Below are 12,559 nucleotides of genomic sequence, written 5' to 3'. Positions count from 1 at the left end.
TTATAGACATACACGCCGACATAGATGATGTCGACCACTATCCACAACCACCAGTTGGCGACGAATTTGCGCGCCATCCAGAACTGCGCGACCAGGCTGAAGCTGGTCAACGCGGAATCCAGCCACGGAATATGGGCGTCGGTGAAGCGCGCCATCACATATCCCAGTAAAACACTGCCGCAGACGCCAGCCAGCAAACCCGCCAGCCAGCCGGACAGCGGCAGGCGTTGCGGCAGGATCTGGCTGTGGCTATCCAGACTGTCTGGCGTGGCACGGCTCCACTGCCACCAGCCATACAACTGCATCACCGCGAAGATCAATTGCAGCAACAGGTCTGAATACAGTTTGGCAGTGAAGAATATCCGCGCATATAGCAACACCGAGACCAGCCCGATCGGCCAGCACCACAGATGACGGCGCGCAGTGAGCCAGACGGCCAGGGCGCTGACTATGACGGCAATGATTTCCAATGCTGACATCAAGACTCCTGCGGTTGGATGTTAAGGGCGGCGCGGCGGCGCAGGTGATCCAGCAGATACTGGCCGGCGTCGCTGTTGAACCATTCCGCATGGCCGAGAAAATAGGTATCGTAGGCCAGCGCTGCGTTTTCGGCGGAGTGCTGCACGCCATGGAAATACGCCAGCTCGGACAGCGCGAACTCGATATGCACCAGCGGCAGCAAAGCCGGTAATGCGGCCGCCTCCAGCGCCGACAAGGGCACCACCGTTTCATAGGCATCCAGCAGCGCGTCCAGCTGGTCGATATGCACCAGATGGCGCTGATCGCCGCTGGCCATGGGCATAGCCAGCCATTCGATCAGATTGCGTTCAATCGCATTGGCCAGATCGTACACGGCGCAAGTGCGGTCGGCCAGGCCGAAATCGAGCACCGTCTTGACGACGGCAGGCTCGCCATCGGCTTGCCATAGTAAATTGGAGGCGTGCCAGTCGTTATGCGTCCACAGTGGCGTCAAGCCATGCAGCAAGGGGCTGAGAGCAGCATGGAATGGCAACAGCACCCGCGTCACGTCATGGCGCCAGTCGCGTTGCGCCAGATAGGCCGTCAGCGCCGGACGTTCCTGGATGTAAGCCTGGATCCGGCCCAGCACTGCTTGCGGCTGCTCTTCATTCAGCAAGGTAAAGCCGGATGCCAGCAACTTGGTGTTGCGCACCGGCGCATCGTAGCCGCGCGCCGCCAGATGCAGCAGGGCCAGTTCGCGCCCCGCCGCCGCCGCATCAGCGCAACTGAGAAACGGCGTCCATGACGTGGCGTCGCGGTAGCGGTCGATGCCCTGCCCGACCCGTTGTACTTCATAAGTCCAATCGCCGTCGGCAAAGGCCGTACTGCCATCGCTGGTGCCCAGCACTTCGCTGACGGCCAGTCCTTGAGATCGCAGATGGGCCATGAAGCGGTGCTCGTCTTCCAGCTCGGCGACCGTCCTTATCTCCCGCAACAGACGCTTGATAAACAAGGGACCTGATTCAGCGTCAGCCACACAGGCGCTGGAAAACGGCCGCGGACTATGCCAGTTGATGTGCGTGACAGCGCCGGCCTGCGGATAATGAAACAGCAGGCGCGCGACTTCATCCAAGGTCAATGACGGCCAGCTCGGCTGTACCACATCCAGCCCCATGCCATGGCTCAGCAATGCGGGCAGGCTGGCAACGGCGTCTGGTTTAACTTCCTTCATGCAGAACCTAAGCGGGGTTAAAAATCGTACTGGACAGACAGCCGCGCGGTACGCGGAGCGCCCAGATGCAGATAGCTATCGCCGAAATACTCGCCAACGTCTTTCCAGTAGCGTTTGTCGAACAGATTGTCCACGCTCAGCCGGAACACGGTCGGATGCCCGGACAGGCTGGTTTTATAACGCAGGCCGGCATCGAACAAATTATAGGCGGGAACATCGACATTGCCTTCGCGCGTCGCCACTTTGCTGCCACTGTATTGCCAGCCGCCGAGCAAGGTCAGGCCGGTGACTTGCGGCACCGTGTAGGCGGCATACAAGGCTGCGCGCAGGCGCGGCACGTTGATGGCTTGGTGGCCGTCGTAGGCCGGCGTACCGGTATCCTCTGCGCGCGCCTGGATCAAGGCCAGGCTGGCGGTCAGCCGTAACTGCTTGCTGGCCTGGCCGGCGGCGCTCAGCTCGATGCCGCGATGGGTTTCCGTACCTTGCTGGGTATAGGTGAAGCCATTGGCGTCCGGCTTCGGATACTCATACGGCTTGGTCATCTGGAAAATTGCCGCGCTCAGGCTGAGCTCGTCGCGCCACTCGTATTTGACGCCGGCTTCGACCTGGTGCGATACGGTGGGCGCCAGGAAGGCGTAGGCATTCTCGGCCCAGAACGGCGCCTGGCCGCCCATGGTCAAGCCTTTGCTGTAGCTGGTGTAGAGCGACAGGTCGGCTTGCGGTTTGTAAATCATTGCGATTTGCGGCAACAACAGGGATTTGTCGGTGGTGCGCGTGGTCGCACCGGTGCCATCCAGCGCCCGTTCGTTCACCCACACCTGCCGCGCGCCGGCAATCAGCTGCCATTTCGGTGTCAGGCTGATGCGATCAACCGCGAACAACGCCTGCTGCCGGCTGTCCAGCCGCAATGTGGAAGCATCCGGCGTCAGCGGCGACGGCGCATAGACGATCGGATTCGGATTATAGATATTATCGCTGCCGACGTACTCGTTGACGCCGTCGCTCTGCGATACGGTGCGGCGGAAGATGCTTGCACCCAAGGTCAGATCATGGCGGACCTTGCCGGTATCCACACGGCCTTGCAGTACGGCTTGCAACTGATCGTTGCGCCGCGTGTCATCCGGGAAGCGGTAATCGTAGATATCGAAATCGCCGTTGGCGCTGAAATAGCGGGCTGGCGTACCGCCCTCGCCACAAGTGGCGCCATAGCCGCAACCGTAGGGAAAGGCGGAGTTATCGTCGATCACTACCCGGCTGCGGCTGGCCGCGACGTAGGCGTGCCAGTCCGGCGCCAGATCGAGATCCAGGCGCAGATTCAGATTCACTGAGTTGATCGTCACCGGTTTGGCCCATGGCTGTGCGCCCAGCAGTTTTTCGGGCGACACATTGCTTGGGACCACAGTGCCGCCAAGCAGTTGATAACCGGGCGCTGAGCGCTGCTCGCGGTGCTGGTACTCGGCATCGAATTGCAGCCGCGCCTGCGGGCTGATCACCCAGTCGGCAGCCAGCGAGGCAAAGTTACGCTCGCCGTCGGCGTCGTTCACATACGAATGCAAGCTCTCGTGTGCAGCATTGATGCGCAGGCCGATTTGTTTTTGTTCGCCAAACAGGGTGCCGATATCGGTCGCCAGATAGCGCGAACCGCGCGAGTCGGTTTCCAGGGTGACTGAGCGCACATCTGCGGGCCGCTTGGTGACATAGTTGATCAGGCCGCCAGGCGCCGCCATGCCGCTTTGCAGGCCGGCCAGGCCTTTCAGGATCTCTACGTTTTCCTTGTTTTCCAGCGCCACATTCTGTTCGCCGGCGATGCTCGTGCCGTTGATCTGAAAGCTTGACGCCAGGTCCAGCGGGAAGCCGCGGATGCTAAAGTTTTCGTAGTAGCCGACCGGCGCGTAATTGTCGCCGACCGCAGCGTCGTTGTGTATGACGTCGCTCAGCAAACGCGACTGCTGGTCGTCCAGCTGGCTGCGGGTAATCACGGAAATCGAGGCTGGCGTATCGAGCAAAGAGGCTTCACCGAAGCTGGCGATGGCGGCCGATTTCTTGCGGTAGCTGTCGGCGACGGGTCCAGTGCCGGTCACTGTCACAGTCGGCAGCGTAGTGTCGGCTTGTTGCTGAGCAGTTTGCGGCTGGACGCCCTGCCCGCCGTCGGCAGCCGGCTTGTTTTTCTGTTCCGGGTCGCTTTGCGCATGCGCCATGCCGGCAGTCGCGGCGGCAATCAAGGTAATCAGCAATTTTCTTTTGGTGTGCAGCGCTACCCGCCTCCCGGCCAATGGATAGGTTTTTTTCGTAGTTGTCATTATTGTGTCGACGCCATATCAAATAGATAACGCACCCGCATATTGCGTCTGGAAATCCGGGCGTGATGAAAACAGGATCCGCATTATCCGTCTAATCTTCTATCGATACGTAAAAACTGCGCAATACCCTACATGTTGCACGGGCATTGACAAGGCGGGAGATAGGTTGGGAGCAAATTGCAGAATACAGAAAATTTCATCGAAGCAACAGCTACGGAAAATCTGCCAGGGACGGCAAGCGCCCCTGCCAGACAGACAGGGGCTGCGGCAATAACGCTTGTGTTTATTGTCCGCTGGAGACAGCAGGAGCAGTTGCAGCGGAGGCCACTACCGCCAGGCGGAACCCGACTTCATTTTTCCGGAATGCCGGTGGCGTCCGCAACCTGCGCGCAGAGCGCACGTATCGCGGGCCGAAATCCCATGAACCGCCGCGCAACGCACGGCCGGCGCACTGGCCGCCTGCGGCCGGTTTGCCGTCGGCGGGGCTGGCGGCGTAGTTATCGGCATAGCAGTCGGATGTCCATTGCCAGACGTTCCCCAGCATGTCGTAGAGACCGAACTGATTCGGCTTGAAGCTGGCGACCGGTGAAGTCTGCGCAAAATTATCCTGGCAGTTGAACGGCACTTCCTTGCTGGCGGAGGAAACCGGCTTCCAGGAATGGTCAGCCACATTCGCAAACTGGCAGGTCAGGACCGCATCGTCGCCCCAGTAGTGAGCCGCCTTGGCGCCGGCGCGCGCGGCGTATTCCCATTCCGCTTCGCTCAGAAGCCGGTAGGCTTTTTGCGTCTTGCCGCTTAACCAGGCGGCATAGGCGGTGATGTCGGTCATGTTGACGCACACCACGGGATGGTTGTCCTCTTGCGCATAACCCGGTTTGCGCCAGTTGCGGCCGGCCGCCACAGCCCAGGTTTCATTGACAAACACCGAGTGGGCGCTCTCCCAGGCGTAGCAGTCGCTGTCAGCGTTGTAGCCGGTTTCTTTCACAAACTGGGCGAACTCACCACGGGTAACGTCGGTTTGTCCGACCGCCAGCTGATAGGCGATGGTCACCGTGTGGACCGGACCTTCGTTGCCAAAACGGCCGGCTTCGCTGGCCTCGGATCCCATGCTGAACGAACCGGTCGGCAGCCACACCATTTTAGGGCAGCCGTCAGCACAGTCTTGAAATACGCTACCGGGCTGGTTTGCTTCGTTGCCTGCGTGCGCCAGATTGAAGAGCAATACCAACAACACTGAAAGCATGAAGCGCAAGGGCGATCTGATCATCACGTCAACTCCGTCATCGAAAATGCCGCAGTATAGCCCAGTGGAAAACATTTAAGGTGTCAAAAATGCATTAAATTAAAAACATCATCTGACAGCTTCATTTCATGCGAATCTGCCTGCCGGCATATTTGGGCGTTGATAGCTGGCTGTGCGCTGCAAATATCCGGTGCAAGCGCTGCGCCACCGCATCGGCAAAAGGCGTGGCTGCAGGGCCCCGCATATCGACATGCAGCAACATCTGCTCGCTGGCCGCCAGCGTCTCTTCCCCCTCCTCCAAATGCATCGAATGATAGATCTGCAGCCGCCTGGCGTCGTGTGCCAGCAACCTGGTCTGCACTCTGACCATGGCGCCGGCCTTTACCTCTTTCAAATAATTGATGTGACTTTCCAGCGTGTACATGGATGATCCGGAACGCTGCCGCTCAGCCTCGTCGAGACCGATGTAATCCATCAGGGCGTCGGTCGCAAAACTGAAAATCAACAGGTAAAACGCATCGCGCAGGTGGCCGTTATAGTCCACCCATTCCGGGCGCACCACACCACAATACAGTTGCAAGGGAGCGGCAGGGATCGGTTTTGTGCCGGTCATATCATTCCTCGAATTGCAAACCATGGCGTTGCTTGGCGTCCTTGACTGCGTTCATCACGCTGATGATGCAATCGTCGCGATAGCGCTCCAGTTGCTTGATCGAGCGCTGCCCTTGCTGGGCGCTGGTGCCGTCGACTACTTTTTCGATCAGCTCGTCCGTCAGTTGCGGCGCCACCAGCTTGGTCCACGGCAGTTCCAGCGCTGGCCCGAATTGTTGCATGAAGTGGCGCATGCCGGCGTCACCGCCAGCCAGTGTATAGGTCAGGAAAGTGCCCATGAAAGACCAGCGGATGCCGGCGCCGAAGCGGATCGCATCATCGATCTCGCCGGTAGTCGCGACGCCGTCGTTCACCAGATGCAAGGCTTCGCGCCAGACCGCTTCCAGCAAGCGGTCTGCAATAAAGCCGGGCACTTCCTTGCGTACGTGCAGCGGCCGCATGCCGAGTTCGCTGTAGATGCCGATCGCGGCCTGAATCGCTTGCGGCGCGGTTTTCTGGCCGCCCAGCACTTCTACCAACGGCAGCAGATACACTGGATTGAAAGGATGGCCGACGATACAGCGCTGCGGATTTTTCGCATCTGCATAAAAATCCGATGGCAGCAAACCCGAGGTCGAGGAAGCAATGATGGCGTCCGGCTTGGCCGCGGCGCTGATTCTTGCGTGCAGGCCGATTTTCAGCTCCAGCCGTTCCGGCGCGCTTTCCTGGATAAAATCGGCTTCCCGCACGCACTCCTCTATGGTCGCCACGAAGCGCAGGCGCGACAGCGACGCGCCTGCGCGCAAGCCCTGCCGCTCCAGCGCCGGCCAGGCATTCGCCAGCCGCCCGCGGAGTTGCACTTCCGCGCCCGGCGCCGGATCCCAGGCCACCACATCCAGGCCGTGCGCCAGCGCCCTGGCGATCCAGCCGCTACCAATGACGCCAACGCCCAGCGCTGCAAAAGTTTTGATATCAGTGATCATGTTTTTATCTCGTTGCTTCAATAGTCGGTAGCCGGCAAGTTATCCGCGCTTCGTCAATCCCAGCTTTTTCCGCCCCTGCTCCGGCGTCAGGGTGCCGGCTCCCAGCTTGCCGATCAGGTCGACGGCGCGCTCCACCAGGCTGCCATTGCTGGCGTACACGCCCTTGTCCAGCCACAGGTTGTCTTCCAGCCCGACCCGCACATTGCCACCCAGCAGAACCGCCTGCGCCACCATCGGCATCTGCATGCGGCCGATGCCGAAGCCGGCCCAGACGGCGCCGGGCGGCATGTTGTCGACCATCGCTTTCATGGTGCCGGTATCGGCCGGCGCGCCCCATGGAATGCCGAGGCATAACTGGAACAGGGGCATGTCGCCGAGCAGACCTTCCTTCATCATCTGCTTGGCGAACCACAGATGGCCGGTATCGAATACTTCCAGCTCGGCTTTCACGCCGAGCTCCTGGATGCGTTTGGCGCCGGCGCGTAACTGGTTGGGGGTGGAGACATAAATCTGGTCGCCATCGCCAAAATTCAGCGTGCCGCAATCGAGCGTGCAGATTTCCGGCAGCAATTGTTCGATATGGATCAGGCGCGTCAGTCCGCCCACCAGGTCGGTGCCGGGACCGAAGCGCAGCGGCTCTTCGCCGGCGCCGATCTCAAGGTCGCCGCCCATGCCGGCGGTCAGGTTGAGTATCATGTCGACGCCGGAATCACGGATCCTGTCCACCAGCTCGTAGTACAGCTCAGGATCGCGGCTGGGCTTGCCGCTGGCGGGGTCGCGCACATGGCAATGGACGACGGTGGCTCCAGCCTTGGCGGCCTCCACCGCGGCGGCGGCGATCTGCTGCGGCGTAACGGGGATGGCCGGATGGCGGCCGACAGTATCGCCGGCGCCGGTCACGGCGCAGGTGACAATGACTTCGTGATTCATTGCGATATTCCTTGATTGGGGTTGGTGAGCGGACGCTTTACATTGCCAAGTGCTTTTTGACTTCGGTCAAACCATCGCGGCCGTCGAAGGTGTTGACGCCGGCCAGCCATTGCTCCAGCGTCTGTGGATTTTTACGGAGGAATTCCTTGGCGGTCGTGGCCGGATCCGTCTTCGCCATGATGGAGGCCATCAAGTGATTTTCGATATCGGTAGTGAACTGCAGATTCGAGATCAGCTTGCCGGCATTCGGGCAGCGCGTGAGGTAATCGTTCGCCACCAGCGTGTGCACTTGCGCAGCGCCGGAGCTGGCGCCAAAGACGCTGTCGCCGCCGGTGAGATAAGTGAGTTTCATCTGGATATTCATCGGATGCGGTTCCCAGGCGAAGAACACGATCCATTTATTCTGGCGCGCGGCGCGCTGCACCTCCGACAGCATCCCGGCCTCGCTCGACTGCACCAGCTTGAAACCGCCCAGGCCGAACAGGTTGTTGTCTATCATTGCCTGGATCTTGCTGTTGGCGCTGCTGCCCGGCTCTATGCCGAAAATCTTGCCGTCCAGCCGGTCTTTGTATCTGGCGATATCGGCCACGCTTTTCAGGCCGCCGTCGGCGACATAACTCGGCACCGCTAGCATGGTCCTGGCGCCGACCAGGTTAGGCTTGTCCAGCATCATGAAGCTGCCGGCCTTGAGCAGCGGCTCGACGCTCTGCGTTTGGATCGGGTCCCAGTAACCCAACGAGACGTCAAGCTGGCGATTCTTCAGCCCGACCAGTGAAATCGGCACGGAGACGTTGCGGGTCGTCGGCTTGTAGCCCAGGCCGTCGAACAATAGCGACGCCAGCGCCGTGGTCGCCGTGATATCGGTCCAGCCGATATCTGCAAAGCGTACTTGGCGGCAGCTCTCCTGCTCTTGGGAATAAGCTGACAACGCCGGCAACCCCAGCACGCAAAACAAAACCATGCCGCAACATCTACGTAGCAATGAAATCATGTCTTCTCCTATGTCTGCAGTACAGAATTTACCTGCGAGGGCAAGGCGCGACTCGACCTATTGCGACCTGTCCTTGGGCTGTGGCGACCTCGGTTCAAATCAAGACGGATCTGCAAATTTCCAGATATTTTTTTGTAATTTATACAGTTGGTCTATCATCCGACCAAGCCAACAGCCATCTTATGCGCATGACATCCCTTCCCGGCCATGACGCCGACCAGATCGACTTTCTGTTATTGCCGGAGTTTTCCGTCATGGGCTTCGCTTCGGTGCTGGAGCCCTTGCGCGTCGCCAACCGCTTTCTCGGCGATCGCTTTCCCGGCGCACCGTATCGGTGGCGGATTCTGAGCGTCGACGGCGGCCCGGTGCTGGCCAGCAATGGCATGTCGATCAATGCCGAGGCGGCGTTTGACAACGTCAAACAGGTGGATACCCTGTTCATCGTCGCCGGTTTCAATCCGCTGACTTACTATCACCCTGCAATCGGCGTCTGGCTGCGCAAGCTGGACCGGGCCGGCGGCACCTTGGGCGCCATCGATACCGGCTGCTTCCTGCTGGCTGAGGCCGGCTTGCTGCAACAGCAGAAAATCACGCTGCACTGGGAGGCGGTGGCGTCGTTCAAGGAGCGTTATCCGTCGCTGAGCACGACAGTCACCCAGGAATTATTCGAGAACGAGCAACGGCGTCTGACCTGCGCCGGCGGCACCGCGGGTATTGACATGATGCTGGATTGGATCGCCCGCCAGCATGGGGCCGGACTGGCGACCGCGGTCTCGGAGCAATTCGTGATGAGCAAGATCCGCCAGCAATCGGATCATCAGCGCATGCAGATCAGCGCGCGCTACGGCGTGCATAACCTGAAAACCACGCAAATCATCGGCTTGATGGAGAAAAACCTGGAAGAGCCGCTCTCCACCGACCAGCTGGCGACGTCCATCGGCGTCACCCGGCGTCAGCTGGAACGCTTGTTCAGCGCGCACCTGCATGACACGCCTACCCATTTCTACCTGGGCCTACGGCTGGATCAGGCGCGCCAGCTGTTGCAACAGAGCGAGATGGGCATCACGGCGATCTGCGTCGCGTGCGGCTTCGAATCACCGTCCTATTTTTCGCGCGCCTATCGCAGCCGTTTCCAGCGCAGCCCTAAGCAAGACCGTGCAGCCCGGTGTAAACCGGAGCACACTAGCGGCAAGCCAGACGCTGATTAATTTCATTGCATCCATGCGCCGGGTTTCTTCGTATATTGAATGTATGAAGCGATCTAAGGAGATATTGTCATGCTAACGCGACGCAACATGCTATTCAGGATCGGCAGGACATTGCTAACGGGCGGATTACTGGCCGCGCTAGGCTGGCGGGCGACGGCGGAAACCTATGAAATCATGCATACCGATGCCGAATGGAAACATCTCCTGAATCCGACCCAATATGTGATTTTGCGGCAGGAAGGTACCGAGCGGCCATATTCCAGTCCACTCGACCATGAAAAACGGGTTGGCACGTTTTCTTGCGCCGGTTGCGACCTGCCGGCGTACTCGTCCAAGACCAAATTCGACAGCGGCACCGGCTGGCCCAGCTTCTGGCAGCCGCTGCCGAACGCCATTGTCACCAGAACCGACAGCACGCTCGGCATGAATCGCACCGAGGTGCATTGCCGCCGCTGTGGCGGCCATCTGGGGCATGTCTTCGACGACGGCCCGAAACCGACCGGCCTGCGTTACTGCATGAACGGCGCGGTTTTGAAATTCACGCCGGAAATCTGACGGCGCCGCCGCTGAAGCCGGCGCCTCTTTGCCTTTATACTCGACGCGTGCCGGTATCGACCGCTTTGGTCTGTCCCGATTCCAGCGTAAAACCGGCGCCGGAATCGGTACCCATTACCTTGACCAGGTAAGGCATCAATTCCTTCAGCATCGGCTCCAGCGTCCACGGCGGATTGATCACGAACATGCCGCTGCTGTGCAACCCGAAACCATCCGGCGACGGCGTCTTGACCGTCAGCGTGACATTCAACCAGCCATTGGCTTTCATGCGCTTCAGCTTGTCCGGCAGTTGCCGCGACTCCATGCGGTTCAGCAACGGGTACCAGATCGCATAGGTGCCGGTGGAAAAGCGGATCAAGGCATCTTCGATGGTTTTTTTGACGTGCTGGTAATCGTCCTTCACCTCGTACGGCGGGTCGATCAGCACCAGGCCGCGGCGCGACGGCGGCGGCAGCAAAGCCTTTAAGCCGAGGAAGCCGTCGCCCAAGTGGATCATGACGCGCTTGCCACGGCCATTGCCGCGCGGGTTGCGTTCCGTTTCCAGGCGGCGGAAATTATCGGTCAGGATCTTGCCGTCGCTCGGGTGCAATTCAAACAGGCGCAAACGGTCCTGCTCGCGCATGACGGCATCGGCGCAATACGGCGAGCCCGGGTAATAACGCAGCTTGCCATCCGGGTTCAGCTGCCTGACCACGTCGACATATTCGGCCGCTGCCGGCGGCAGGTCCTTGCGGTCCCAGAGGCGACTGATGCCGCTCTCGAATTCGGCATTTTTCGAGGCATAGCCGCCATCCAGCGCATACACGCCGGCACCGGCGTGGGTATCGATGACCATGTAGGACGTATCCTTCTGGCCCAGGTAACGCAACAACTGGATGGTGACCAAGTGCTTCAGCACATCGGCGTGATTGCCGGCGTGGAAGGCATGGCGGTAACTCAACATAGGGAACTCTATCGTGGTGAAGTGTGTTGCCACACTCTACATCAAAGGGCCGGCGGGCAAGCGTAAAGCCGGCCGGGCTGACATGTAGGAGTGCGGTAAAGCCGCTGGCGAAGCTGCAATTCTTAGCGTTGCGCCGCGTAAACGACCCGCATTCTAACATTGCTGCATGCAATGACGAAGATAGCGAGCCGGGCAGGCAATCTAATCGACTATGGATTGCATTTTCAACATCTGTTCCGCCACCTCGACGCAAGCTTCAATATGCTTGTTGCCTATTGCCCGGAAAGCCGAAAAACCGATCGCCGCCGACACCATCTGTCCGGCGATAGGCACCAGCCGGGTCGCATTCTTGGAAACGATCTTGACGCCGCTGCGGGTCAGGATTTTCAGCATCAGTTCGCGCGTCACCACCCGCCCCACCAGCGTGCTGCCAAGGCCGACGATGGTGCTGTAAGTGGCTACCCTGAGCTTGGGTTGCAGCTTTTCGATCTGTTGCGGCGTCAGGCCGAAGGCGGCGTTGACGTCTTCGATCAGGCGCGACAGCAGGTGGATATCCACCGCAATATCGACACCCATGATCGGCAAGGCGGAAGCGCCCGCCGACAACAGCGCACGCTTCGCCACCATCTGGCGGCAACGCAGGCGCACCGCGTGCAGCGCGGTTTCAGAAGCGGGAAGCAATATTCCCGCTGTCTGCTTGGCAGGCTTGCGCCATGGCAGGCGTTCCAGCATCAGCTGGCTGCCTTGCCTTTGACGAAACCATAAATCACCAGCAACACAAACGCGCCGATGATGGATCCGATAAACCCTGCTCCTTGGCCGGCGTGGTACCAGCCCAAGGCCTGGCCGATATAACCGGCCAGAAACGAGCCGGCGATACCCAGCAAAGTCGTAACGATGAAACCCATGTTCTCGCGCCCGGGATGGATCAGTTTAGCGATCACGCCGACGATGAAACCTACGATGATGGTCCCCAGAATTTCCATTGATGCTCCTCGAGGTTGATGTGGAATACGAACCGGCCACGCTAAGTGTAAACCGCCGGCCCGGGGTCCAATATAGTGCAAAGTCCAGCCATCTGCAGCGTTTGACATGCAAACTTATGTGAAATATTGATTAAAAATC

General features: G+C 59.7%; 13 protein-coding genes. 2 read left to right on the top strand and 11 right to left on the bottom strand.

All coding sequences use genetic code 11. The features are described from left to right. The 8 genes from pnuC to choX all read right to left on the bottom strand — a co-directional run. A partial coding sequence (gene pnuC, locus ABI171_RS19455; protein WP_348094187.1) for a nicotinamide riboside transporter PnuC occupies positions 1–479 on the bottom strand: 479 nt, incomplete at its 3' end. Continuing rightward, positions 479–1,690 carry a phosphotransferase gene (locus tag ABI171_RS19450; protein ID WP_348094186.1) on the bottom strand — a complete coding sequence of 404 codons (1,212 nt, stop codon included), beginning with the start codon at positions 1,688–1,690 and terminating at the stop codon, positions 479–481. The genes ABI171_RS19450 and pnuC, both read right to left, overlap by 1 nt. Positions 1,691–1,707: 17 nt before the next feature. After that, positions 1,708–3,990, bottom strand: a complete 2,283-nt coding sequence (locus ABI171_RS19445) for a TonB-dependent siderophore receptor (RefSeq protein ID WP_348094185.1) — start codon at positions 3,988–3,990, stop codon at positions 1,708–1,710. Positions 3,991–4,273: 283 nt separating this feature from the next. After that, entirely contained in the window at positions 4,274–5,257 is a 984-nt protein-coding gene (locus ABI171_RS19440; protein WP_348094190.1) for a formylglycine-generating enzyme family protein, read from the bottom strand. Positions 5,258–5,354: 97 nt separating this feature from the next. Further along, positions 5,355–5,846, bottom strand: coding sequence for a thioesterase family protein (locus ABI171_RS19435; protein ID WP_348094184.1), 492 nt, complete (start codon positions 5,844–5,846; stop codon positions 5,355–5,357). 1 nt (position 5,847) lies between these two features. After that, a complete protein-coding gene (locus ABI171_RS19430; RefSeq protein ID WP_348094183.1) occupies positions 5,848–6,807 on the bottom strand; it encodes an L-carnitine dehydrogenase in 960 nt (319 codons plus the stop codon). 39 nt (positions 6,808–6,846) lie between these two features. Next, entirely contained in the window at positions 6,847–7,737 is an 891-nt protein-coding gene (locus tag ABI171_RS19425) for a 3-keto-5-aminohexanoate cleavage protein (RefSeq protein WP_348094182.1), read from the bottom strand. Positions 7,738–7,774: 37 nt separating this feature from the next. Beyond that, a complete protein-coding gene (gene choX / locus ABI171_RS19420; protein WP_348094181.1) occupies positions 7,775–8,728 on the bottom strand; it encodes a choline ABC transporter substrate-binding protein in 954 nt (317 codons plus the stop codon). A 188-nt stretch (positions 8,729–8,916) separates the two neighbouring features. Here choX and ABI171_RS19415 point away from each other — a divergent pair, with 188 nt between their 5' ends. Beyond that, positions 8,917–9,936: a GlxA family transcriptional regulator gene (locus ABI171_RS19415; protein WP_348094180.1), complete on the top strand. Its 1,020-nt coding sequence runs from the start codon at positions 8,917–8,919 to the stop codon at positions 9,934–9,936. Positions 9,937–10,005: 69 nt separating this feature from the next. After that, complete coding sequence (gene msrB / locus ABI171_RS19410) at positions 10,006–10,491, top strand: peptide-methionine (R)-S-oxide reductase MsrB (protein WP_348094179.1); 486 nt, start codon at positions 10,006–10,008, stop codon at positions 10,489–10,491. A gap of 34 nt (positions 10,492–10,525) precedes the next feature. On the opposite strand, the gene rlmJ is transcribed toward msrB, so the two are convergent. The 3 genes from rlmJ to ABI171_RS19395 all read right to left on the bottom strand — a co-directional run bounded on the left by rlmJ (position 10,526) and on the right by ABI171_RS19395 (position 12,420). Further along, entirely contained in the window at positions 10,526–11,434 is a 909-nt protein-coding gene (rlmJ, locus tag ABI171_RS19405) for a 23S rRNA (adenine(2030)-N(6))-methyltransferase RlmJ (RefSeq protein WP_348094178.1), read from the bottom strand. Positions 11,435–11,635: 201 nt separating this feature from the next. Then, positions 11,636–12,166: a hypothetical protein gene (locus ABI171_RS19400; RefSeq protein WP_348094177.1), complete on the bottom strand. Its 531-nt coding sequence runs from the start codon at positions 12,164–12,166 to the stop codon at positions 11,636–11,638. Continuing rightward, positions 12,166–12,420, bottom strand: a complete 255-nt coding sequence (locus ABI171_RS19395; RefSeq protein ID WP_348094176.1) for a GlsB/YeaQ/YmgE family stress response membrane protein — start codon at positions 12,418–12,420, stop codon at positions 12,166–12,168. The genes ABI171_RS19400 and ABI171_RS19395 overlap by 1 nt, the downstream gene beginning before the upstream one ends. Positions 12,421–12,559: the final 139 nt, after the last annotated feature.

It is taken from the genome of Collimonas sp. (assembly GCF_039923675.1).
In the GTDB taxonomy this organism is placed as follows: Bacteria; Pseudomonadota; Gammaproteobacteria; order Burkholderiales; family Burkholderiaceae_D; genus Collimonas.
This window is presented reverse-complemented; position numbering and strand designations above follow the sequence as displayed.

Bases quoted from the DNA above. Each gene is read 5' to 3' on its own strand.
- ABI171_RS19400 (WP_348094177.1), bottom strand. From the start codon at position 12,166: ATGCTGGAACGCCTGCCATGGCGCAAGCCTGCCAAGCAGACAGCGGGA.
- ABI171_RS19395 (WP_348094176.1), bottom strand. From the start codon at position 12,420: ATGGAAATTCTGGGGACCATCATCGTAGGTTTCATCGTCGGCGTGATC.
- rlmJ (WP_348094178.1), bottom strand. From the start codon at position 11,434: ATGTTGAGTTACCGCCATGCCTTCCACGCCGGCAATCACGCCGATGTG.
- ABI171_RS19430 (WP_348094183.1), bottom strand. From the start codon at position 6,807: ATGATCACTGATATCAAAACTTTTGCAGCGCTGGGCGTTGGCGTCATT.
- ABI171_RS19445 (WP_348094185.1), bottom strand. From the start codon at position 3,990: ATGACAACTACGAAAAAAACCTATCCATTGGCCGGGAGGCGGGTAGCG.
- ABI171_RS19425 (WP_348094182.1), bottom strand. From the start codon at position 7,737: ATGAATCACGAAGTCATTGTCACCTGCGCCGTGACCGGCGCCGGCGAT.
- ABI171_RS19440 (WP_348094190.1), bottom strand. From the start codon at position 5,257: ATGATCAGATCGCCCTTGCGCTTCATGCTTTCAGTGTTGTTGGTATTG.
- ABI171_RS19415 (WP_348094180.1), top strand. From the start codon at position 8,917: ATGACATCCCTTCCCGGCCATGACGCCGACCAGATCGACTTTCTGTTA.
- msrB (WP_348094179.1), top strand. From the start codon at position 10,006: ATGCTAACGCGACGCAACATGCTATTCAGGATCGGCAGGACATTGCTA.
- choX (WP_348094181.1), bottom strand. From the start codon at position 8,728: ATGATTTCATTGCTACGTAGATGTTGCGGCATGGTTTTGTTTTGCGTG.
- ABI171_RS19435 (WP_348094184.1), bottom strand. From the start codon at position 5,846: ATGACCGGCACAAAACCGATCCCTGCCGCTCCCTTGCAACTGTATTGT.
- ABI171_RS19450 (WP_348094186.1), bottom strand. From the start codon at position 1,690: ATGAAGGAAGTTAAACCAGACGCCGTTGCCAGCCTGCCCGCATTGCTG.